This window comes from Pollutimonas subterranea (assembly GCF_002849655.1).
Taxonomy (GTDB): domain Bacteria; phylum Pseudomonadota; class Gammaproteobacteria; order Burkholderiales; family Burkholderiaceae_B; genus Pollutimonas; species Pollutimonas subterranea.
The window spans coordinates 133,565-156,340 of sequence record NZ_PDNW01000009.1 but is presented as its reverse complement, the minus strand read 5'-3'; the positions used below and the strand labels follow the sequence as shown (position 1 = coordinate 156,340).

Below are 22,776 nucleotides of genomic sequence, written 5' to 3'. Positions count from 1 at the left end.
TCCTTGTACTCTTAGCCACCCGCAATCCCTTGCGTGTTGACGTAGAGCGAGTAAATCGACGTGCATGACGCCATAAACAAACGATTCCGGTGCTTTCCACCGAAACATAAATTGGCACAACGTTCCGGCAGTGCAATCTTTCCGAGCAGGTCTCCCTCCGGCGAAAACACCCTGACGCCGTCGAGTTCCTGGGTACCCATGCCCCAACCGCACCACAGGTTCCCATGCACGTCCACCCGGAATCCGTCAGGGGTACCATCGTCGGCACCGAACAGAACGCGCTGGCCTTGCAGGGCTTTGCCGTCCGGGGCTACGTCAAACACCAGGATATTTCGCGGACGCGCACGCGATTCGATGACATACAGCTTCTTCTCGTCGGGAGAGAAGGCCAGCCCGTTGGGGCCGTTAACCGAGTCGGTCACCATGGTCACTTGGGATGAATCAGGGTCTATCCGGTAGACACACGCCGGTAACTCCTGCAGTGCCTTTTCGCCCTGGTAATACCCGACAATCCCAAAAGGGGGGTCGGTGAACCAGATCGATCCGTCGGACTTGACCACGACGTCGTTGGGTGAGTTGAGCCGCTTGCCGTTAAAGCTGTCGGCCAATACCGTGATTCTTCCGTCGTGCTCCGTACGGGTTACACGCCGCCCCAGGTGCTCGCAGCTGATCAACCGCCCCTGGCGATCGCGTGTATTGCCATTGGCATAATTCGAGCCCTCGCGATAAGCATGCACCTGCCCGCTGACTTCATCCCAGCGCATGATGCGGTCGTTGGGAACGTCGCTCCACAACAGATAGCGACCGTCGCCAAACCAGACCGGCCCTTCCGCCCAACGGCACCCACCGGCAAGCTTCTCGATCGCGGCCAGAGGCAACACCAATTTTTCAAATCGAGGGTCCAGCGCCACGATGGCCGGATCGGGATAGCGAGACGATAGATTAGTCACATCGTGCACTCATGCCTCCATCCACCAGAATTTCAGTCCCTGTGATAAACCGCGCTTCATCGGAAGCCAGGAACAAGGCCGCGTTGGCCGTGTCAATGCCATCGCCCATGAACGGCAAAGGTATGCGCGACTGCCGCTGCGCCAACAAGCCTTCTATATCGCCCCCGGAGCGCTGCCCGGCCAGCCGGGTTTCGACCATGGGCGTATGCATCTGGCCTGGAATCACGGTATTGCAGCGAATATTCTTCTTGGCATATTCCACCGCCACTACCCGGGACAGCTGGATTACACCCGCCTTCGCACTGGCATAGGCGACCTGGGCGGAGCCGGTCCAGCGTATGCCGGACGTGGACGAAACATTGACGATAGACCCTGCCTGTTGCGTTTCCATGATCGGCAGCACATGCTTGCAACCCAGAAACACGCTTTTCAGGTTGAAATCGATTTGCTGGTCCCACGAGGCTTCGTCAAGCTGGACGGGTCCACCCTTCTTGGACCCGCCCACGTTGTTGACCAGCACATCGACACGGCCATATGTGTCGATGCATGCCTGGACCATGGACCGGACAGCCTCGTCGGAGGTGACGTCAGCGTGCCAGGTCGCTATTTCTCCATCAAACTCGCGAACCTTGGCCACGGTCTCCAACAAGGCATCCGGATTAAGGTCGACCCCAAATACCTTTGCCCCTTCTTGAGCAAAACGGTAGGCAATGGCTCGCCCATTACCCCATCCCGGCCCGACGCTTCCCGCGCCACTGACGATTACGACTTTATTGCTCAAACGACCGGACATTGAATTCTCCTGAAACGATGATCCTGTAGACCCTGCCTGGCCTCACTCGTGGGCATGTGCAAAGAATTTGCTTTCACCCTCGGGGGGCTGTATGTCAAAAACATTGAGTGTCATGGAGATCAAGGTGTAATAACCGGCCAGTCCCACCAGATCCACCACCGAGGGCTCGCCCAGTAAGTGCACCGCCCTCTGGTAAAGCTCGTCAGGCACTCGCCGGTTCTCGACCAGGCTTCCAATGAATTCGTACACCAGGGCTTCATCCTGCTCGACAAAAACTGGCGTCCCGCCCAGGCGAATGCACTCGGTTATGTCTGGAGTAATGCCCGCCTCCACCGCAATCGGCTGGTGCGCCCACCATTCGAAGTCCGAACGCCATAGGGCCGCCATGGTCAGGATGGCGAGCTCCGACAGGCGTGGCGGCAGGCTGGAGTCGTACCGGCAATATTGCCCTAGTGCCTGCGCATGCTCGGCCAAGCCCGGACGATGCAGCCAGACGGCTAGCGGTCCCCGGACCCGACCGCGCGGGCCGGCCATGATCGCGTCATAGACGCGCCGTTGATGCTCCGACATCTGATCTGGTTCTGGTGCAAGTAACTTTGCCATGTCTGCCTTCCGATTAGAACGAACCCGATGCTTTCTTGAACATGGTTCTCTTGGTATTGATGAAATTGGGGCGCACCCGGGAGCTCCACGCAGTACCGCGGACCGCCAACCAGGGCTCGGAACCAAAGGTTTCCCTGGTCTCGAGGTCGTAGGCGGCAAAATACTTGGGCGTGGCCTCGTCGCTGACGTAGCGAGTTGCGCGTATGGTTCCCGGCACTGCAGCCAAGCCCGGCAAATGCTCGCTGGAGTACCAGTCATTGAAATCGTCCTCGGCAGCAGGCAGAACGTCGGTTTCGACCACATAGTGCCAGGCGACGGGTTTGCCGACGGAATGACCCGCCACGTCCAGCGTCTTTTCCATCCAGCGCACCTCGACCATGGGATGTGCGGGCACAAGCGCTTCATGCAAGGCCAGGCATAGTCCTTGAAGCCCCTTCATTTCGGAGCCTTGCTCGCCTGCCAGGGGAATCTGCACATACACATAGGACTCAGCACTGTCGACGCCGTGATAGACGGCCATCGCGTCCTCCCGGACTTCAAAGAAATTGGCTGTCTCCCCGAGTTCGTCAATAATTTTCGCTGCGTCCAATTCCTCACCCGGGAACTTCATCAAGATGATTTTCATGCTCTCCACTCCTTGGTTCTTTAACGCCGGTCCAAGCCATTGCCGGCATCAAATCGATACAGGGCCTGGGGGTTGGCCACCAGTATCTGAGCTTGCATGCCGGGATCCGGACAGAGCTCGGTAAAAATATTCAGGACTTCACCGTCGTCCGGCATTTCGCCCCGCACGTTCGGGTGTGGCCAATCAGTACCCCACAGCACGCGGTCAGCCATCGTATCGATCAGGGCGGCAACGAATGGTTGCGCGTCGATGAACGGCCTTTTCCCGGAGCTCGATATGCGATCGATTCCAGAGATTTTTACCCATGCATTGGGATGGTTCTTCAGATCCAGCACTGCCTTAAATGTGTCACTATCAATGCCTTCTTGCGCGGCAACCCGGCCCATGTGATCCAGCACAAAAGGCAGGTGCAGTTTCTTAAGCAAGGGAAGCACGCCCGGCAACGAGCCCTTGTCGGTATGTATGCAGAGATGCCAGCCAAAGGGGGCAACCAGAGCGGCAACACGTTCTACATCCTGCCAGCCGGCATTACCCAGGTGAGCGACAAAATTGAACCGTGCCGCGCGCACGCCGCAACGATCGAGGTGGGCGATCTGTGCGGCGGTGACATCAGGCGCCAGCAAGGCCACACCACGGTACTGGCCATCGCCTTTCTCCAGGGCGTCCAGCACTGCCGCCATATCGAATCCGTGGCAACCCGCCTGCACAATGACCGCGCGCGAGATGCCGAGCTTGCGGTGCAGGGCCCGCAGCTTTTCGAAAGGCGCGTCGGGCGGCGTATAAGGCGCGCCGTCGGCAAACGGAAATACGGCCGCGGGGCCAAAAATGTGACAATGGCTATCGCATGCATCAGGGGGCAGCAAGCGTACCGGTGCTGTGATGTCATCCAGGGGTGGCGCGCAATCGGACATGAAAACCTCATTTTTTCCAGATGACTCCATCATGCGTACGGCAGAGGTTTGAAGCAATACCGGTATATTGACTTCAGCTATAGAAAAAACGTATATCATGCCGGAATGGACCTAAAGCAAATCCATTACTTCATCATTGTTTGCGAGCAAGGCAGCTTCTCGAGCGCCGTCGATATACTGGGCGTGTCGCAACCGTCCTTGAGCCGCCAGGTCCAATTGCTGGAAGCCGAGCTCAAACAGCACTTGCTGATCCGCACGGGACGCGGGGTTGCTCCTACGGAAGCGGGCCTGCGTTTCCTTGAGCATGCCAAAGCGATTCACAAGCTGGCCACGAATGCCAGGCACGATATGCAAAGCTTCCGGTTCGTGGAGCAGGGAAAGGTTCGGCTGGGCATGCCGCCACGCATCGCGCGCCGATTGACGCCACACCTGGTGCAGCAGTTCAGGACGCTGTTTCCCCACGGCTCCATTACGATTGCCGAAGGACTCAGTACCGAGATGAGGGAATGGCTGATCAAAGACCGGGTCGATCTGGCATTGCTCTATGAGCCCCCGCCATCCGCGCTGATGACCTGCGAATCGATTTTTCGTGAAGAGCTGGTACTGGCTTACACACCGGCATGTCGCCCCGTACCCCCGTCGACCGTCAAGGTAACCGAGCTGGACCACTACCCTCTTGTGTTGCCCAGCGCCCCGAACACCATACGCGCGCTGGTAGACAGCACCTGTACCGATTTGAACGTCCGGCTGAACATCGTGGCCGAAGTCGATGTCGTGCAAACCATCGTCGAAACAACGTCCTACGGAAACATGTTCACCATTATCCCGCGGTCAGCCATCAGCGATGTCCCGGGCCAGGCCGAACTGGCCTACTCCGCCATTACCGATCCGCCCATCAGGAACAACCTGACCTTGGCGTTGCCGGCGAACAGGTCGCATTCGACCCTGGTTGGCGCCACGGCCGATATCATTCGCCGTCTTGATATTGCCCATTATCTGGCCTGAGGCAGTCGACTTGCTCAGGCTGCCGCGTCGCCATCGCCGGTCTGCGCCAGGCTTGCCACTTCGTCGGCGGTAAGGTAGCGGGATTCCCCCGGCTGCAAGTCGGCGTCGAGGGCAACGGGGCCGATTCGTTCGCGATGCAAGGCAAGCACATGGTTGCCCAGGGAAGCGAACATGCGCCTGACTTGGTGGTATTTACCCTCCTGGATCGTCAGGCGGGCGCGGCGCTCATCGACGCGCACGAGCACGGCGGGCAGTGTAGGCTTGTCTTCACCCTCCAGCAGGATGCCGGTTGTGAATAGATCCTCGGCATTGTCAGGTAGCGGTTCGGCCAGCGTGGCGAGATAGACTTTGTCGCAACGGTGGCGCGGTGAAATGATGCGATGCGTCCACTGGCCATCATCCGTAATCAGGATGAGTCCCGTGGTATCCACATCCAGGCGGCCCACGGTATGCAAGCGCTCCCTTTTATCCACGTCAAGCAAGTGCATGACCGGAGGATGCTCGCTATTGCGTATGCTGCATTCGTAGCCGGCGGGCTTGTTCAGCATGATGTAGCGTAGCCCGATGGGGACTAGCGTTTCATCCATCCACCGCACGTCATCGCCGTCCCGCACCACATGCGTGCCCTTCTTCATTACGGCGCCATTGACGGTGACGCGACCGGTGGCGAGCGCGCCGCGGGCTTGCGAGCGTGTCAGATCGGTGCTTTCACACAGGTACTTGTCCAGGCGCATTCAATGTCCACGCAAAAGGTCAGTATGGTACGCGGTCAGGCTTGTTCTGGTACTTTTTCCAGACCTCAACAGCTTCGTCGCGCATAATCTGCACGCTTGGGATGGCGCGCTGCGCCGACGGCTTCTTGATTTCCTCGTAGATCAGGCTGTCATCGAAATCGCCATATTCGAAAGCATCTTCGTTGGTCGATGCGTAGAAGATGTTCTTGATTCCGGCCCAATAGGCAGCCGCCATGCACATCGGGCATGGCTCTGCACTGGTATAAAGCGTGGCATCGCGTAGCTTGAAGCTGTTGGTGGCCTTGCAGGCATTGCGGATGGCCTCCATTTCACCGTGCCAGGTCGGATCGTTTTCGGCCACCACCCGGTTTGCGCCCTCGCCGATGATGTTGCCATCTTGCACGATAACCGCGCCGAAGGCACCGCCCGCACTCTCGATCAGCGACGTCTGTTCCGCGAGTTGAATGGCGCGTGCCATGAATTTCCTGTCGTCTTCCGTCATAGCGTTCCTTCGTTTCTGGGCGACGCCAGCATACAAGCAATAGTGAAATCCGCCAATTATGCCGGATTGATCGTGCGTACATGCAAGAAGATGCCCCACTGCCACCGACATCGCCATCTTGTCATCGTCATGTCATGTTGCTTTACTACTATGAAAACGTTTTCAAGAAATCGTTTTCATACAGGATCAGGATGGACAAGGACTGCGCAGGCGTCGACCCGGTTTCCATACTCGACATCGCCCGGCGTGCAAAGGTTTCCCCCGCCACCGTCTCTCGAGTCTTCAACCGACCCGAGAAAGTCAGCGGGGCGACACGGGAACAGGTGCGCGCCATTTGCCGCGAGCTCGGATATCGCCCCAACGCTTCCGCCAGCACCTTGCGTACGCAGCGCAGCCGGGTGTTGGGGGTCATCTTGCCTACGCTGACCAACCCTGTGTTCGCCGAGTGCCTGCAAGGCATAGCCCAGGCCACGGCTGCACTGGGCTACTCTATCATGCCAGCCACGACCGATTATCGCGTCGAAATCGAACAAGAGGCCGTTACGACCCTGCAGTCCTTCGGCGTAGACGGCACGATACTCGTGGTATCAGACGCGGAAACATCGATCGCACTGCAAATGCTGGCCCAGCGCCAGAGGCCTTATGTGCTGGTCTACAACCGGCACCCTGACCATCCGACTGTTTCCGTAGCCGGAGACACCGCACTGCGCGACCTGGTCCATGAATTGGTGCAACTGGGACATCGGCGGATTGCGATGGTATGCGGCCAGCTCGACGCGTCCGACCGCGCCCAGCAACGGCTCGCGGGCTTCATGCAGGGCATGCACAAGGCAGGCCTGACCCCGCAGCCTCTGGTCCAAGTGCCTTTCGTCGAAACGGCCATCGAAGACGTGGCGAGAGTGTTGCGGGCACCTTCTCGTCCGACAGCCTTGGTCTGCTCCAACGACTTGATTGCGATTCGTGCCTTGAGGGCGGCCCACGAGTGCGGGCTCCGCGTGCCCGCCGACTTAAGTATCACCGGTTTTGACGGCATAAGGCTGGGCCACGACTTGACGCCCATTCTTAGCACTGTCGTACAGCCCAACCAAGACATGGGACGCCATAGTGTGGAGCTGCTGCTGCGGGCCCTGCGTGAAGGACGCCAACCAACGACGTCAGAAAGCATCACCCTTCCCTACCATTTTTTCAGGGGCGAATCATGCGCGCAGGCCCCTTTTTGATCGCTGCGCCACATCACAACTACGCCACATCCCGTCATCGTTTCATGGAGATCAAGATGTCCATTCTTTTTAATAGATTCGCCCGCGCCAGCCTGTTTGCCCTTGGGCTCGCCGCTGCCGGCACCGTGTCGGCCCAGACAGCCATCTGCTACAACTGCCCTACGGAGTGGGCTGACTGGGGTACCCAGCTCAAGGCCATCCAACAGCACACCGGCGTCACCATTCCTGCCGATAATAAAAACTCGGGACAGTCCCTTGCCCAGCTGGTAGCGGAAAAAGGCAACCCTGTCGCCGACATCACCTACATGGGTATTTCCTTCGCCATCCAGGCCCAGGAAAAAGGCGTCGTAGCACCCTACAAGCCAGCACATTGGGAAGACATTCCATCCGATTTAAAAGACCCTGACGGCCACTGGTTCACCACGCATTCCGGCACGATGGGGTTCATGGTAAACGTCGACGCGCTGGAAGGTAAGCCTGTGCCGCGCACCTGGGCGGACTTGCTCAAGCCTGAGTACAAGGGCCTGGTCGCCTATCTGGACCCCTCTTCCGCCTTTGTCGGTTACGTCGGTGCCGTGGCCGCCAACCAGGCAATGGGCGGCACACTGGACAATTTCACGCCCGGTATCGAGTATTTCAAAAAGCTCCAGGCGAACTCGCCCATCGTGCCAAAGCAGACTTCCTACGCGCGTCTGCTTTCCGGCGAAATCGGAATCTTGCTGGACTATGATTTCAATGCCTACCGTGCCAAGTACAAGGACAAGGCCAACGTGGAATTCGTGATACCTGGCGAAGGTACAGTGGCCGTGCCTTATGTAATGAGCCTGGTGGCCAATGCGCCGCATGCCGATAACGGTCGCAAAGCCCTGGATTTTGTCATGTCTGACGCAGGCCAGGCCATCTGGGCGCGAGCATTCCTGCGCCCCGTCCGGTCGGAAGCAATGCCCAAGGATGTGGAAGCCCTTTTCCTGCCTGCATCGGACTACGAACGCGTCAAAGCGGTAGATTACAGCAAGATGGCTGCGGTTCAGCGGGATTTCGCCGATCGCTATCTGAAAGACATCCGCTAAACCTTCAGTAAACAGGATACTGAGCCATGTCGCGCCTATCGCCACCTTTTGATCGACGCCGCGCTGTCCTTGCCGGATGCGCAGCGCCAGCCGCGGCGTTTTTCGTGGCGTTCTGGCTGCTGCCGGTCGCGCGACTGATCGCGCTGCCGGCAGGGCAAGGATGGGCCACTTACTTCCTGGTCCTCACCGATGCTCGTTATCTGCAGAGCATGGTCAATACGCTAGTGCTGTCGCTAGCCGTTACCGTGGTCACGCTGGCAGTGGGCGCAACGGTCGGTATCTACCTGGCACGCCGCCGTTTCCCCGGCCGTCAGGCCTTGCTGTCGATACTGACTGCGCCGCTGGCTTTTCCCGGAGTCATTATCGGATTCTTCATCATTCTTCTGGGTGGACGCCAGGGATGGATTGCACAGCTTTCCAGCGCCGCCGGTATGGGCCGCGTCACATTCGCCTACGGCCTTCTAGGCTTGTTTCTTGCCTACCTGTATTTTTCCTTGCCCCGGGCCATCGCGTCGTACACCGCCGCGGCCGGCGCCATGGATGCGCAGCTTGAAGAAGCGGCCCGAGTGCTGGGCGCATCCCGCTGGGCGATAACGCGCGATGTCTGGATACCGCAGCTGGCACCCACGACGATCGCCTGCGGCGCCATTGTTTTTGCCACTGCCATGGGTGCGTTTGGCACCGCGTTCACCTTGGCCAGCAAGTTTGAGGTGATTCCCATCACCATCTATAACGAATTCACCAACTACGCCAATTTCGCAGTGGCCGCATCGCTTTCCATTGCCCTGGGGCTTGTGACCTGGCTCGTGCTATTCATTGCACGAGTCGCTGGAACCGGCGCGCCAACTACGTAAGAGCAGACCATGACAAGGCTTGATCCGGGCGGCCGCGCGCCGCTCATGTTTACGATGACACTGGCCGTGACGCTATTCATGGCGGTTCCCATCGCCATGTCCGTCATGGCCGGTCTCGTCGAGAATTACAGTGGGGGACTCGCCAGCGGCCTGACATTACGCTGGCTTGGTGAAGTCTGGGCGGTCTACGGCAGCACGGTTTTCGCCTCGATCGTCGTGGCACTCGCCTGTGTTGCATGCACTCTGGTTCTCGGCGTGCCGTGTGCATATGCACTAGCCCGCAGCCGCTCTCGCTGGGCCAGGGCTTTTGAAGAGCTCCTGACACTGCCGGTGGCCGTTCCCGGGCTGGCCACGGCGCTGGCCCTGATCCTCACTTATGGGCATGTGAACCTGCTGCGCCAGAGCTTTGGTTTCATCCTTATTGGGCATATTGTGTTTACGCTGCCTTTCATGGTGCGCACGGTGTCCTCGGCCTTCCAGCGCCACGAATTACTCGCCCTTGAAGAGGCCGCCCGCACGCTGGGAGCCTCATTCACGCAACGGTTTCTCGGCGTACTCGTGCCGGCCGTGTTCCCTGCCATCGTTGCAGGCACCTTGATGGTGTTCACCCTGTCTATCGGTGAATTCAATCTGACCTGGATGCTGCATACGCCGCTGACCCGCACCTTACCGGTGGGACTGGCGGACAGTTACGCATCCATGCGCATCGAGGTCGGATCAGCCTATACGCTCATTTTTCTACTCGTTATCGTACCGATACTGTGGCTGCTTCAAGCGGTATCCACCGTCATCCAGAAGCGCTACGCCAACTGACAAGCATCTATCCATGACACCCGAACGTATCCCCATCCAGGTTATTGAGTGCGCAAAGACCTTCCCCGATGGCACCCGGGCCTTGCTGCCCGCCAATCTGGACATCGAAGCAGGTGAAGTCCTTGCACTGCTTGGCCCCTCCGGCTGCGGCAAGACCACCTTGTTGCGGCTCATCGCCGGCCTTGAGACAGCTGACGCCGGAAGTCGGATTCTGTTTGCAAGTCAGGACGTCACTGCTCAACCCGCCGAGAAACGCGGAGTGGGTATGGTTTTTCAGAGCTATGCACTCTTTCCGCAGATGACCGTCGAGGCAAATATCGGCTATGGCCTCAAGATCCGTGGCGTCCCCGTAGCGGAAAGGCGCAAAATTGTTGGTGAACTGATCGACCTCGTACGCCTGAGCGGCCTGGAGAAGAAACGGGCTCCGGAATTGTCGGGCGGACAGCGCCAGCGCGTCGCGCTGGCGCGCGCTGTTGCCGTTCGCCCTCAAGTCCTGTTACTGGATGAGCCGCTAGCCGCGCTGGACGCCAAGCTCAAAGAGTCACTACGCGACGAGCTGGCCGAACTGCTGCGCCGCTTGGGCATCACCGCTGTCCATGTTACGCACGACCAGCAGGAGGCGCTCGCGATCGCCGACCGGCTGGCCGTCATGCATGCCGGCGCGATCGTTCAAGTGGGTGACGGTGAATCACTTTATCGGAACCCGGCTCATCCGTTCGTCGCTCAATTCCTTGGACGCGTAAACCGCATCTCCCGAGACGCGGCACAGCGCGATCGAGGTGTGGTCCGCATGGGCGGGCACGATATAGAATGTCCAGATCACCTGAAATCTCAACATGACTTGCTCATCCGTCCCGAAGATATCCAGGTCGGACGACCGGCATCGGATACGGTGCATGCGCGCGTCCTGAGGCGTACCTTTCTAGGTGATCGCGTGCAACTGCAACTGGAAACCGAGGGGCAAGTGCCAATAATGGCGGAGCTGCCCGGAAGCACACCGTTTCGGGTGGGCGACGCCGTCGGAATATGCATTGATCCATCCCGTTTCCTTGCCGCCCAAGAGGCCTGACCATGAGCATTATTGTCCAACTGACTGATCCCCATATCCGGGTACCAAAGCAGCTTGCCTACGGAAGGATAGACACCGCGCCCTATCTGCGTGCCGGAGTCGCGTCAATAAAAGCGCTGCGCCAACGGCCCCATGCGGTGGTCATTACCGGTGACCTCACCGACTTTGGCAGAGCCATCGAATACGCGCATTTCAAGGAACTGCTTTCACCGCTCGACATCCCGGTGTATTTGCTGCCCGGCAATCACGATGACAGGCAAACTCTGCGCGACAGTTTTCCGGAGCACACGTATCTGGGACAAGGCCCATTCATTCAGTATGCCGTAGACATCGGGCCGGTACGCGTGGTCGCCATCGACACCTGCATTGCCGGAGAAAGTGGTGGGTCGCTGTGCACCGAACGACTTGATTGGCTTGACGCCATGCTGCAAAAAAGCCAGGACCGTCCGGTGATAATAGCCATGCACCACCCTCCTTTTCGTACGCTCATCGGGCACATGGACGACATCGGGCTGATCGCGGGCGGCGATGTACTGGAAGCGATCGTCTCCAAGTATAAGAACGTTGAACGCATCATCTGCGGCCATCTGCATCGCGCCATCGATGCCAGATTCGGCGGCACCATTGCTTCAACGTCGCCAGCGCCCGCGCACCAAGTGACACTGGACCTTGACGACGCCGCGGCATCCACATGGATGCTTGAACCGCCCAGCTTCCGGGTGCACGCCTGGGACGCCAGGAGCAGACGGCTGGTCACACACCTGGCGCCTATCGGTCAGTTCGAGGGCCCTTACCCATTTCATGACAACGGGGCACTGATCGATTAATCCAAGACTTACGTCCAGCGATACATCTCCTCACTTCCCTGATTTTGAGTCTTCCCTACAATTGTTTCAGATATTGGATACATGTTGGAAACCGTAGTCACGAACACACGGGGGACTCATGAACAAGAAGCTACGTTATCATCCTTACGAACAGCCCGCAGGCGGCTGGGGATCACTCAAGTCACTGGCGCGCTACTCGCTGCGTCAAGGCGCGGTCGGCACGGCCAAAGACTTAATGACCTATCACAACAAAGTCGGCGGCTATATGTGCGTAAGCTGCGCCTGGGCCAAGCCGGCTGAGCCACATGCTGGGGAGTTTTGCGAGAACGGCGCGAAAGCGACGTTTTGGGAACTCACCTCGAAGCGCACCACGCCTTCGTTCTTCGCCGGGCATACAGTGGCCGAGCTCCTTGCCTGGGACGACCACGACCTGGAAGACCAGGGGCGGCTGACCCACCCAATGCGCTACGACGCCCATACCGATCATTATGTAGAGGTCAGCTGGAGAGAGGCATTTGCCGACATTGGACAACAGTTGCGCGGGCTGGATCCCAAATCTGTTGTCTTTTATACGTCGGGCCGCGCATCGCTGGAAACGTCCTACATGTACCAGCTGTTCGCGCGCATGTATGGCTGCAACAACCTGCCTGACAGCTCGAACATGTGCCACGAGACCACCTCTGTGGCGCTTCCGGAATCGCTGGGCGTCTCGGTGGGAACCGTTATGCTCGATGATTTCGAACAAACGGACTGCATCCTTTCTTTTGGGCAGAACGTGGGCACGAATTCGCCCCGAATGCTGCATCAGCTTCAGGAGGCTCGGGAACGGGACGTACCGGTCATCGTGTTCAATCCTTTGAGGGAGAAAGGCTGGGAGGAATTCGTCAATCCCCAGCGTCCCGGCCAGATGATCACCAACACGCCCACACAAATCTCCACCGAATACTATCAAGTGCGTACCGGTGGCGATATTGCAGCGGTAATGGGCATGTGCAAAGCCTTGATCGAGTGGGACGCCGAAGCCGTTACTACCGGCCTTTCGCGAGTGCTCGACGTCGCGTTTATCGAGGAACACACGCATGGCTTTGAGGCGTTCGCCAAGGCGGTGCTCGCCTATACCTGGCCGCAGCTCGAAGAAGCCAGCGGTCTTTCGCGCGCAGCAATAGAAGTCGCCGCCCGCACTTACCAGAACGCACAGGCCGTTATCGCGATTTACGGCATGGGCCTCACCCAGCATCGCGGCGGCTCCGACAGCGTACAGATGCTGGTCAATTTACTGTTGCTGCGCGGAAATATCGGCAAGCCCGGGGCTGGGATCTGCCCGGTGCGCGGCCATTCGAATGTCCAGGGCCAGCGGACGGTAGGCATCTCTGAAAAAACCAAGCTGGTTCCGTTGGATAGGCTGGCGGAGCTCTATGGTTTCGAACCTCCTCGCGAAGACGGCCTTACCACGGTCGATGCATGCAAGGGCGTGATCAATGGCAGCGTAAGGGCTTTCGTAGGGATGGGCGGCAATTTCGTTCGTGCGATTCCAGAGCGCGACATCATGGAACCGGCATGGCGCAAGCTGAGCCTGTCCGTCAATGTGGCAACCAAGCTGAACCGCACGCACCTGATCACCGCGAAGACGACTTATTTGCTGCCCTGTCTGGGGCGGATCGAACACGACCATCAGGCCAGCGGGCTGCAAGTCGTAACGATGGAAGATTCCACGTCCTGTATACATGCCTCGCGCGGACAAGCCACCCCAGCCAGTGAGCATCTGTTGTCCGAAGCAAGAATCGTGGCGGAGCTGGCCAAGTCCACCCTTGAACCGAACCCCAAGGTCCCCTGGGACGATTGGGTCGGCAATTATGGGCTGGTGCGCGACGCCATAGAGGCCACGTATCCGGATGACTTCCGCGACTACAACTCACGTATGGATACGCCCGGCGGCTTTCACCGCTACTCGGCCGCGCGCCACCGCAAGTGGAACACCGACACCGGCAAAGGCAATTTCCTCGTCCCTTCATCGCTCAGCGCAAGCTTTGACGATGGGCGCGATGCAAACGTGCTGCGTCTTATGACATTGCGGTCCAACGACCAGTTCAACACGACCGTGTACGGCTATCGGGACCGGTTCCGAGGCATTTATGGTTCGCGCATGGTGTTGATGATGAACAGCCAGGATATGAACCGTCTCGGTATTGCCAATGAAGCAATGGTCTCGATCACTACGGTGGCTGACGATGGTGTGCACCGTAGCATGGACGGCTTCAAAGTGATCGAGTACAACGTGCCGCCTGGCTGTTGCGCGGGCTATTACCCGGAGTGCAATGCACTGATACCGCTTTGGCAACACGATCAGAAAAGCAAGACACCGGCCGCCAAATCGATACCGGTGCGCGTGGCGGCCATGACCTAGCGGCCGCCAGTAGACTGGCCCAATGGGCCGCAGCCTACTTGCCTATCACCCCGCAGGCAATTCTCGACCCGCCCCCGCCCAGCGGCTGGGGGTGGTCGGAATGATTGTCGCCACCCATATGCACCATCAGCGCACGGCCAGAAACATCGGATAGCTTCTTCATGCGCGGGGCCAGGACCGGGTTGGCGGCATTGCCGTCGGTGTTCACATAAAGCGCGGGTAAGTCTCCCAGGTGTCCTTGTCCCCAAGGAAAACCATGCTTGCCCGTTTTCTCGGGGTCGTAGTGCCCGCCGGCCGCACCCGCTGCAACTGGCTTGCCCTTTTGTTCAGCGGGATCGCAGCTTGGATTCTCATGAACATGAAACCCGTGGATGCCGGCACCGATACCTTTAATCTCAGGCGTAAAGACCAGCCCGTATGGCGTTTCCGAAATCACGACTGTGCCGACGGATTTGGCGTTTCCTTGCGCATTGACTTCATGCATTTGGACTGTGGTGTCGGCCATCGCGTGGCCGGACAGGCAAATGCTTGCCGATAGCGCAAAAAGAAGGTGGTATCGCATAGATATCTCCATAGTGAATGATAGCCCTGGCGTGTCGGGCGACCCGTATCGGAAAAACAAAAAGGTTGAAAGAACCCTGCCAGCACGCCGCATGCCGAACTACAATCACCAGACGACTCAGCGAAGCGAAGGCTGCCAGCCCTTCGCTTCGCAAACACGTATACACTGGCCGGCAAAAGCAACACTGGAGACAGCATTGGCAGCGCACCGCTACGGCAATTGGTATTTTGGATGGAACATAGTCGCGGCGGCATCCGTGCTGACCTTGTTGACGGTGGGTATGCGCTTGGGCATAGGGCCCTTTTTCCTGCCCATGGTGGACGACTTGGGCTTCAGCCGCAGCCTGCTATCCAGCATCATCGCCATCGGTATGCTGTTCTACGGCCTGGGCATGCCCTTGGCAGGTTATCTGGTGAGTAGAATGGGAACACGCCCGGTACTGCTGCTGGGCAATGCCGTTGTTATCGTCGCATCGATCTGGACTGTCAACGCGCGCGACCCGGTAAGCTTTATGTTGGCGTTCGGCATACTCCTATCCATTGGCCTGGCCCTGGCCAGTCCCATCACCTTGACGCCTGTGCTTACCAAGTGGTTTGTTCGTCGCCGCGGGAAAGCCTTGTTCTTTCTCTCCACCGGATCCATGGCTGGCATTGCCATCATGACACCTTTGCTGACAAGCGCCATCCAGGCAGTGGGCTGGCAGGCGACCATCCTGGGATTCGCCGCCGTCTATACCCTCTTCACTGTCCCCCTGGCCTTGTTCGTCATTCGCGACAATGCACCTCCGCATGCCGACCAGACTGCCGAGTACATCGCATCCAGGCCGGAGGGCGCGCAAGCGGTTCCGGAAAGCCTGACCTTGCGTCAAGCCATGTATACCGCACCGTTCTGGAAAATCACCCTGGGCCTGTTCGCCTGTGGCTTCAGCATGAACCTGCTTGGCACGCACGGTGTGCCCATGCTGATGGACCATGGCTTCGATCCCACCACCAGTTCATTAGGCATCGGGCTTATCGGACTCGTCGCCATCTTCAGCACGCTGATTCTTGGGAATATGTCCGATAAGATTCCGCGCAAGAAAATGCTGTCCGCGATTTATTTTGTGCGTGGGCTGGGTTTCTTTGCCTTGCTGGTGGTGGGTACGCACTGGGAGCTCTACATCGCCGCTTCCATAGGCGGCATCGTCTGGGCGGGCAGCATTGCCATGTCGTCGGCCATCCTGGCCGACATCTATGGCGTGCGCCTAGTGGGTGTGCTGTATGGCTGCTCCTACCTGGGCCATCAGGTTGGCGCCATGGTCAGCTCCTGGCTTGGCGGTTGGGGCTACGAGACCTTCGGCACGCACTGGGTCGCATTCGGCAGTGCGGGGGCACTCCTGCTTATCGCCGCGGTCATCGCGCTGCGCCTGCCCTCGCGTGAATTTACCCTCATGGCTCCCCAGATGACGCGGGCCTGAAAGGCAGCGAAGCGTTTTTTGGCCGGGGCGTCATTGCGCCTCGGCGCCATGTCGACGGTGGTATCCCATATTCTCGCCGGAAAGCACGGTTGAAAGCAGCCTCGGACTCGTATCCCACCTCATAGGCAATCCGGCATATCGAATCAGAGGATTCCAACAAGCGTAGCGATGCCCGGTCCAGCCGCTGATGAACCAGGTACCGAATCGGCGGTTCGCCCACTGCACGGACGAAACGCTCCGCAAACGAAGACCGGGACAATCCTATTTCGTGGGCAAGCTCCTCGGTGGTCCAGTGGCGACACAATTGCTGATGCAAGAGGCGTAGCGCCCGACCGATCAGTACATCGTGCATGCCTGCGACCATAGGTCTACGCTCGCCTGGCTGCAAGACCAGGTACTGGCGCACCGCCTCATAAAATAAGAGTTCTGCTAGCCGGACCAGCATGCCGCCGGAGTCAGGTCGCCCTTTGGCCGATTCCTGTACAGCAAACCTGAAGGAACTTTCTATCCAGCCGGCAGCTTCCCAATTTGTCGAACTCAGCGTCAACAGGTCGGGCAGCATTGCAATCATAGCCGTCTGCGGTGCGTCGGTGCCCAGGAAGCCACACAGGATGTGCGTGGCTTCTCCGCCTCCGCCGTAGATAATACGAGCCGGACCCGCAGCTGTCCCTGGCCGAATAAGGTGATCGGCACAGACCGGCACCACATTCAATGCACTGGCGAGCAGATGAGGATGATTGCGAGGCAGAATAACGATTCCGCCTGCACTGACGGCCACCGGCGGCTGACCAGTGATCGCCACCACGCAATGTCCGCAGGCAACATAGTGATACGCGATGATGTGCTGCGGAACGGGCATGAACGGACGACAGTCTTCCGGCGTAACCTGCGCCGTGACACTCCAGGGCGCTGAAAACTCGGCATCGAGAAAAATGCCGCCGGTAAGGCGTGTTCCCCGCAAGGTATCGAAAACCGTGCTCATCGCAAATCACCCGCGAAATCGGCGGCGGCATAGTCAAAAGAACCGGCGCCTTGCACATGGTTCTAATCCCCACCGTCTTTTAAGCTAGTTCCCGCTCATCGACATAAAGTGATGGCGAATCAAGTGATAACACTATGCTCGCATCAGCGATGGAAGTCCATGCGAGTCCACGAGGAAAAGAAACCAATGATTACAGACCAGCAAGGCAACCGGCTCTCCGGCGCAACAGTGCAGGCGGCAGAGCATTACAACGAGGCACAAACCTCCTTCGCGCTTTATCGGGGAGACCCTTTGGGCGTGGTGGACCGCGCCATTGAAGCGGCGCCCGATTTCGCGATGGCGCACATCCTGAAAGCGTATATGGTGGGACTGGCAACCGAGCCCGCCGCCAACGACTACGGAAAAGCAATAGTCGATAAGTTGTCCACCCTGCGACTGGACGATCGCGAGACCTCGCACGTCCACGCGCTTGATCTTATGCTGCACGGACAATGGACCGCCGCGGCGCAGGCTCTCGATATGCACAATGTCAGCTATCCCCTGGATATAGTGGCCATACATGGCGGCCATCTCATGGACTTCTACCGCGCCTGCGCAAGGAACCTGCGTGACCGCATGGCCCGCGTGCTACCCGCATGGTCGGCTGATATACCCGGCTACCCGATGCTGCTGGGCATGTATGCATTCGGGCTTGAAGAAGCCGGCGACTACGCCCGGGCGGAGGAAAATGGCCGCCGGGCAATTGAATTGGAGCCGATGGATTCCTGGGCTCATCATGCCGTTGCGCACGTCATGGAAATGCAGGGGCGTGCAGAGGACGGACTGGAATGGATGACGACACGCGAGCCGTATTGGGCCGATGATGATAATTTCTTCAAGGTACACAACTGGTGGCATAAGGCGGTCTATCTGGTGGAGCTTGGCCGTGGCGATGAAGCGCTCGCGCTCTACGATTCCGCGATCCGCGCCAACCAAAGCCAGATCGCCCTGGAGCTGGTCGACGCTTCCGCCATGCTTTGGCGTCTACATCTGGCGGGTGTCGATGTCGGAAATCGATGGTCTGAAGTGGCAAGCGCCTGGGAACCACACGTCGATGGAAAGCTGTATCCCTTTAACGACTGGCATGCGACGATGACGTATTTGGGCGCCGGTCGCGATGACGACATCGCACGCAACCTGCAGAGCCTACGGATCACAGCGAACGAAGAGTCCGAAATTGCGGCTTGGACACGCCGTACGGCGATCCCCTTGATCGAGGGATTCACCGCCTTTTGGTGCAAGGACTACCACACTGCCGTTGAGTGCCTGCACAGTGCCCGATTCATTGTCAACAGCTTCGGTGGAAGCCATGCGCAACGAGACATCATCGACTTGACCTTGATGGAAGCCGCAATTCAAGGGCGGTATCTGGAGCTCGCCACTGGGCTAGCGAATGAACGCCTGGCGTTGAAACCTCATAGCCGTGGCAACTTGCTGTTCCAGGCGCGTATCGACCATGCCGGCGAGGAGAGCAGCAAGGCTGCCTGAACAATACAGACATCCAACCCGAAAGAAAGCCCCAAGACTGGATCTTTACGATCCAATCCTTGGGGCTTTCTTTGCACCAAGCCGTGAAGCTTGCTACCGCCCTGACCTATCGGGCCTGCTGTTGGATTTTTTCGCCACCGCGCTCGATATCTTCGCCGGCTCCTTCCATCGTATTGCAGCCTGCCGTGAATGCCGCGAAAGCAAGGACTATAGGTAACCAGACTATTTTCTTCATATATATCTCCTGTTGAGTAACGATGCAGCAGGGGTCGACAGTGTCAGCTGACCCACGCTTCGAAGCTGTATGGCAAGTATCGTGCCCACGATTGGGGGCATGGATTACTATATTGGCCGCGACCCCTAAGCCCAACATCCATGTCCACAAAAGAAACCCAAGCCTTTCCTTCCGGCGACGCCCCTCATTTGCGCCGAGAACTCAAGGCACGCCACCTCTCCATGATCGCCATTGGCGGTTCCATTGGCACCGGCCTGTTCGTCGCGTCGGGTGCCACGATTTCACAGGCCGGCCCCGGCGGCGCATTGCTTTCCTACATGCTGGTGGGTTTGATGGTGTATTTCCTGATGACCAGCCTGGGTGAACTGGCCGCCTACATGCCTGTCTCGGGTTCGTTTTCAACTTACGGCGCCCATTACGTGGATGAAGGATTCGGGTTCGCACTGGGGTGGAACTACTGGTACAACTGGGCCGTGACGATCGCTGTCGATCTTGTGGCCGCGCAATTGGTCATGAGCTACTGGCTGCCTGAGGTTCCTGGCGTTCTCTGGAGCGCGCTCTTCCTGCTGATAATGTTCCTGATCAACTCCATTTCGGTCAAGGCATTCGGGGAGGCGGAGTACTGGTTTGCCGCCATCAAGGTGGCCACCGTGCTGATCTTCATCGTCACGGGCCTGCTCATGATTTCGGGCATCCTGCAAGGCGGCGAGGACGCGGGCTTCAAGAACTGGACCGTCGGCGACGCCCCCTTCCCGGGCGGATTTGCCGCCATGATAGGCGTGGCGATGATAGTGGGATTTTCCTTCCAGGGAACCGAACTGATCGGCGTGGCGGCGGGAGAGTCCGAGAACCCGGCACGCAATATTCCCCGTGCAATCCGCCAGATCTTCTGGCGGATCTTGCTGTTCTATGTGTTCGCCATCCTGATAATCGGCTTTCTTATTCCCTATACCGATCCGCAGTTGCTGCGCAACGATGTGACCGACATCAGCGTCAGCCCATTTACCCTGGTATTCGAGAAGGCCGGGCTCTTGTCGGCGGCCGCGCTGATGAACGCGGTGGTCCTGACTTCCGTATTATCGGCCGGAAATTCGGGCATGTACGCCTCGACACGGATGCTGTTCAATCTGGCCGTGGAAGGCAAAGCGCCCAGGATATTCTCGCGATTGACCCGGAATGGCGTTCCGCGCTATGCACTGATTGCCACGACCGTTGTCGCGGCACTGTGCTTCCTGAGTTCGGTGTATAGCCCGACGCGCGTCTACATCTGGCTGCTCAATACCTCAGGCATGACGGGCTTTATTGCCTGGCTGGGCATAGCGATCAGCCACTACCGTTTTCGACGCGGCTACGTGCGACAGGGACGGGACCTTGCCGACCTGCCGTATTTATCGCCGTTTTTCCCGTTCGGACCCATATTCGCCTTCGTGCTATGCCTGGTCATTACACTTGGCCAGAATTACCAGGCGTTCCTGCAGGACACTATCGACTGGCATGGCGCATTGGCCACCTACATAGGTATTCCGCTCTTCTTGCTGCTATGGTGTGGATACCGACTAGCCCGCAAAGGCGGCATTGTCCGCTATAAGGATATGACCTTCCCCGACACCTATCATCAAGCTTAAATAATAAATATCGATGCGAAGACACCTTTTTTGGCTGCCCTTACTGGCGCTTGGTGGCTGCGCCACTCTGCCACCGTCCGATCCGGAGAACCTGTGCGCAATATTCCGCGAAAAGCCGGAGTGGCATCAAGCCGCCTTGAAAGTGCGCGACAAATGGGGTGTACCGCCACAGGTGCCCATGGCCATGATGTACCAGGAGTCCAGCTTTCGCGAGGATGCCCTGCCACCTCGCGACTATTTGCTCGGATTCATCCCGTGGGGACGGGTCAGCTCCGCCTATGGCTATGCGCAGGCCAAGGACGAAACCTGGGATGACTATCAGCGCGACGCCGGCAGCTGGCTCTCCAGCCGCGACGATTTCGACGATGCGCTGGATTTCATGGGCTGGTACATCAGCAAGACGCAACGCTTGAATGGTGTCTCGAAATGGGACGCCTACGGACAATACCTGAATTACCACGAAGGCTGGACTGGCTACCGCAATCGCAGCCATGACCGCAAGCCGTGGCTCAAGCGCGTGTCGACGGTTGTCAAACAACGCGCCGAACGATTCGGTGCCCAATACAAAAGCTGCGAAAACGAGCTAAGCCGTGGCGGCCTGTTCGGCTGGTTCTGACGGCGCAAAAAACCGGTCGTGCATTTCTTCCAACCCCAATAAGTTGAGCAGGCTTTCGAGGCGTTCGGTCGCCTTGCGCCGCGGCAGGTTCTTGTAGGTGGCGATGATCAGTTCATTTTTCATCGAGTGCTCCCATCCCACCAACTCGGTGACCGTAACCTGATAGCCATGGGCCTCCAGCTGCAAGCTGCGCAATACATTCGTGGCCTGGCTACCGAATTCGCGCGTGTGCAAGGGATGGCGCCATATTTCCGCCAAGGCACCGGCTCCCAGCGACATGGCCTTCTTGCGGCGCAGCACACTGGCCACTTCGGCCTGGCAACACGGAACGACCACGATGTATTTGGCGCGCTTGTGCAAAGCGAACCGTATGGCATCGTCGGTGGCGGTATTGCAGGCATGCAAGGCCGTAACGATATCAACGCGAGGCGGGAGGAGGCCCGAAACGATGGAGTCGGCCACCGAAAGATTCAGGAACGACATGCCGGTGAAGCCAAGGCGTTGCGCAAGATCGGCAGCGCTCTTGACCAATTCTTCACGGGTTTCAATGCCGTACAGGCGGGATTGATCCTTCAGTTGCTTGAAGAACAAGTCGTACAGGATGAAACCCAGGTACGATTTTCCCGAGCCATGGTCCACCAGCGTGATGCCGTCGCGCCCTTGCTTCAAATCGGTGAGCAAAGGTTCGATGAACTGGAACAGATGATAAACCTGCTTGAGCTTGCGCCGACTGTCCTGGTTCATCTTGCCGTCGCGCGTAAGAATATGCAGCGCCTTGAGCAGCTCGATGGATTGTTCGGGACGAATTTCGTGTGTGGAAGACATGGCCTGTGACAAGATGAGATCTTTCTGAAGAATAGCCTCTCAGTTTACTCATTATCCAGTCATGTCGGTCCGAGTCTCGTCGTGGCGCATAGGCCTTGCCGCTTAGGCGCCGCTGTCTGTGGCGGACGGTGATGCGGCCATTAACCGGCTCGCGCACAACTCCGCAGCGCCATCGACGGGTTTTTCCATGTTGGCGAACGTTACCCAGCCACCTTCCTCGATGAAGGTGTCCTGTTTCCAGGAGTCCGTTTCTTTTAGCGCGGCCAGCTTGGCATCGGCATCGGCGGCGGCAAGAAACCGGTTGGAGCAAATGTCGGCCGCCAGTGTAGCAACCGCCAATTCGGTAGAGGCCTGGGTCCGCTCAGCGGCCGTGCTACTGGTCATCCAGCCGCCGGCTGTGAAGCCCACAATCATGGTCAGGCCTGCAGCGCCTACTGCGGACCATAACCACACTGTCTTGGTCGGTTTGTATTCGTTCCAGTTCTTCATCATTTCGTTGGACATTGCCTTCTCCTTGTGTAAACCGGCATACAACTTTTATGCCGTTTATTTATGATTGGTAACAGAT

The 22,776-nt window shown here is 58.3% G+C and carries 24 protein-coding genes; 12 read left to right on the top strand and 12 right to left on the bottom strand.

Annotated features, from left to right (window positions below; genetic code table 11):
* Window positions 1-11: 11 nt before the first annotated feature.
* The 5 genes from CR159_RS12300 to CR159_RS12280 are packed head-to-tail and all read right to left on the bottom strand — an operon-like array spanning window position 12 to window position 3,882.
* Entirely contained in the window at window positions 12-950 is a 939-nt protein-coding gene (locus tag CR159_RS12300; protein ID WP_102074281.1) for an SMP-30/gluconolactonase/LRE family protein, read from the bottom strand.
* Window positions 943-1,743: an SDR family NAD(P)-dependent oxidoreductase gene (locus CR159_RS12295; protein ID WP_102074238.1), complete on the bottom strand. Its 801-nt coding sequence runs from the start codon at window positions 1,741-1,743 to the stop codon at window positions 943-945. The genes CR159_RS12300 and CR159_RS12295 overlap by 8 nt, the downstream gene beginning before the upstream one ends.
* Before the next feature lie 42 nt (window positions 1,744-1,785).
* Window positions 1,786-2,346, bottom strand: a complete 561-nt coding sequence (locus CR159_RS12290) for a carboxymuconolactone decarboxylase family protein (RefSeq protein WP_102074237.1) — start codon at window positions 2,344-2,346, stop codon at window positions 1,786-1,788.
* A 13-nt stretch (window positions 2,347-2,359) separates the two neighbouring features.
* Window positions 2,360-2,971 (bottom strand): DUF4286 family protein, encoded by a 612-nt coding sequence (locus tag CR159_RS12285; RefSeq protein WP_102074236.1) that lies wholly within the window; start codon window positions 2,969-2,971, stop codon window positions 2,360-2,362.
* A 20-nt stretch (window positions 2,972-2,991) separates the two neighbouring features.
* On the bottom strand, window positions 2,992-3,882 hold the full coding sequence (locus CR159_RS12280; RefSeq protein ID WP_102074280.1) for an amidohydrolase family protein: 891 nt from the start codon (window positions 3,880-3,882) through the stop codon (window positions 2,992-2,994).
* Between the two features lie 105 nt (window positions 3,883-3,987).
* On the opposite strand from CR159_RS12280, the gene CR159_RS12275 reads away from it, so the two are divergent.
* A complete protein-coding gene (locus CR159_RS12275; RefSeq protein WP_102074235.1) occupies window positions 3,988-4,887 on the top strand; it encodes a LysR family transcriptional regulator in 900 nt (299 codons plus the stop codon).
* Between the two features lie 14 nt (window positions 4,888-4,901).
* On the opposite strand, the gene CR159_RS12270 is transcribed toward CR159_RS12275, so the two are convergent.
* Window positions 4,902-5,621, bottom strand: a complete 720-nt coding sequence (locus CR159_RS12270) for a pseudouridine synthase (protein ID WP_102074234.1) — start codon at window positions 5,619-5,621, stop codon at window positions 4,902-4,904.
* A gap of 19 nt (window positions 5,622-5,640) precedes the next feature.
* A complete protein-coding gene (locus CR159_RS12265; protein WP_102074233.1) occupies window positions 5,641-6,123 on the bottom strand; it encodes a nucleoside deaminase in 483 nt (160 codons plus the stop codon).
* 191 nt (window positions 6,124-6,314) lie between these two features.
* Here CR159_RS12265 and CR159_RS12260 point away from each other — a divergent pair, with 191 nt between their 5' ends.
* From CR159_RS12260 to CR159_RS12230, 7 genes are all read left to right on the top strand, one after another.
* A complete protein-coding gene (locus CR159_RS12260; RefSeq protein WP_102074232.1) occupies window positions 6,315-7,343 on the top strand; it encodes a LacI family DNA-binding transcriptional regulator in 1,029 nt (342 codons plus the stop codon).
* A 56-nt stretch (window positions 7,344-7,399) separates the two neighbouring features.
* Window positions 7,400-8,413 carry an ABC transporter substrate-binding protein gene (locus tag CR159_RS12255; RefSeq protein WP_102074279.1) on the top strand — a complete coding sequence of 338 codons (1,014 nt, stop codon included), beginning with the start codon at window positions 7,400-7,402 and terminating at the stop codon, window positions 8,411-8,413.
* A 26-nt stretch (window positions 8,414-8,439) separates the two neighbouring features.
* Entirely contained in the window at window positions 8,440-9,267 is an 828-nt protein-coding gene (locus CR159_RS12250; RefSeq protein ID WP_102074231.1) for an ABC transporter permease, read from the top strand.
* 9 nt (window positions 9,268-9,276) lie between these two features.
* Window positions 9,277-10,080 (top strand): ABC transporter permease, encoded by an 804-nt coding sequence (locus tag CR159_RS12245; protein ID WP_233208288.1) that lies wholly within the window; start codon window positions 9,277-9,279, stop codon window positions 10,078-10,080.
* 13 nt (window positions 10,081-10,093) lie between these two features.
* Window positions 10,094-11,149 carry an ABC transporter ATP-binding protein gene (locus CR159_RS12240; RefSeq protein ID WP_102074230.1) on the top strand — a complete coding sequence of 352 codons (1,056 nt, stop codon included), beginning with the start codon at window positions 10,094-10,096 and terminating at the stop codon, window positions 11,147-11,149.
* A gap of 2 nt (window positions 11,150-11,151) precedes the next feature.
* Entirely contained in the window at window positions 11,152-11,976 is an 825-nt protein-coding gene (locus CR159_RS12235) for a phosphodiesterase (protein WP_102074229.1), read from the top strand.
* 118 nt (window positions 11,977-12,094) lie between these two features.
* Entirely contained in the window at window positions 12,095-14,380 is a 2,286-nt protein-coding gene (locus CR159_RS12230) for an FdhF/YdeP family oxidoreductase (protein WP_102074228.1), read from the top strand.
* A gap of 34 nt (window positions 14,381-14,414) precedes the next feature.
* On the opposite strand, the gene sodC is transcribed toward CR159_RS12230, so the two are convergent.
* A complete protein-coding gene (gene sodC / locus CR159_RS12225; RefSeq protein WP_102074227.1) occupies window positions 14,415-14,942 on the bottom strand; it encodes a superoxide dismutase family protein in 528 nt (175 codons plus the stop codon).
* A 91-nt stretch (window positions 14,943-15,033) separates the two neighbouring features.
* Here sodC and CR159_RS12220 point away from each other — a divergent pair, with 91 nt between their 5' ends.
* Complete coding sequence (locus CR159_RS12220) at window positions 15,034-16,398, top strand: MFS transporter (protein ID WP_102074226.1); 1,365 nt, start codon at window positions 15,034-15,036, stop codon at window positions 16,396-16,398.
* On the opposite strand, the gene CR159_RS12215 is transcribed toward CR159_RS12220, so the two are convergent.
* Window positions 16,370-17,380, bottom strand: coding sequence for an AraC family transcriptional regulator (locus CR159_RS12215; RefSeq protein ID WP_102074225.1), 1,011 nt, complete (start codon window positions 17,378-17,380; stop codon window positions 16,370-16,372). The genes CR159_RS12220 and CR159_RS12215 overlap by 29 nt on opposite strands.
* A gap of 186 nt (window positions 17,381-17,566) precedes the next feature.
* Between CR159_RS12215 and CR159_RS12210 the strand changes: the two genes are divergently transcribed.
* Complete coding sequence (locus tag CR159_RS12210; RefSeq protein ID WP_102074224.1) at window positions 17,567-18,907, top strand: tetratricopeptide repeat protein; 1,341 nt, start codon at window positions 17,567-17,569, stop codon at window positions 18,905-18,907.
* A gap of 106 nt (window positions 18,908-19,013) precedes the next feature.
* Here the strand turns inward: CR159_RS12210 and CR159_RS12205 are convergent, their stop codons facing one another.
* A complete protein-coding gene (locus CR159_RS12205; RefSeq protein ID WP_102070329.1) occupies window positions 19,014-19,142 on the bottom strand; it encodes an entericidin A/B family lipoprotein in 129 nt (42 codons plus the stop codon).
* Window positions 19,143-19,282: 140 nt separating this feature from the next.
* Here CR159_RS12205 and CR159_RS12200 point away from each other — a divergent pair, with 140 nt between their 5' ends.
* Entirely contained in the window at window positions 19,283-20,767 is a 1,485-nt protein-coding gene (locus tag CR159_RS12200; RefSeq protein ID WP_102074223.1) for an amino acid permease, read from the top strand.
* 13 nt (window positions 20,768-20,780) lie between these two features.
* Window positions 20,781-21,383: a transglycosylase SLT domain-containing protein gene (locus CR159_RS12195; protein WP_102074222.1), complete on the top strand. Its 603-nt coding sequence runs from the start codon at window positions 20,781-20,783 to the stop codon at window positions 21,381-21,383.
* On the opposite strand, the gene CR159_RS12190 is transcribed toward CR159_RS12195, so the two are convergent.
* Both CR159_RS12190 and CR159_RS12185 read right to left on the bottom strand, forming a co-directional pair.
* On the bottom strand, window positions 21,351-22,208 hold the full coding sequence (locus tag CR159_RS12190) for a class I SAM-dependent methyltransferase (protein ID WP_102074221.1): 858 nt from the start codon (window positions 22,206-22,208) through the stop codon (window positions 21,351-21,353). The genes CR159_RS12195 and CR159_RS12190 overlap by 33 nt on opposite strands.
* A 102-nt stretch (window positions 22,209-22,310) precedes the next feature.
* Window positions 22,311-22,712: a hypothetical protein gene (locus CR159_RS12185; RefSeq protein ID WP_102074220.1), complete on the bottom strand. Its 402-nt coding sequence runs from the start codon at window positions 22,710-22,712 to the stop codon at window positions 22,311-22,313.
* Between the last annotated feature and the right edge of the window lie 64 nt (window positions 22,713-22,776).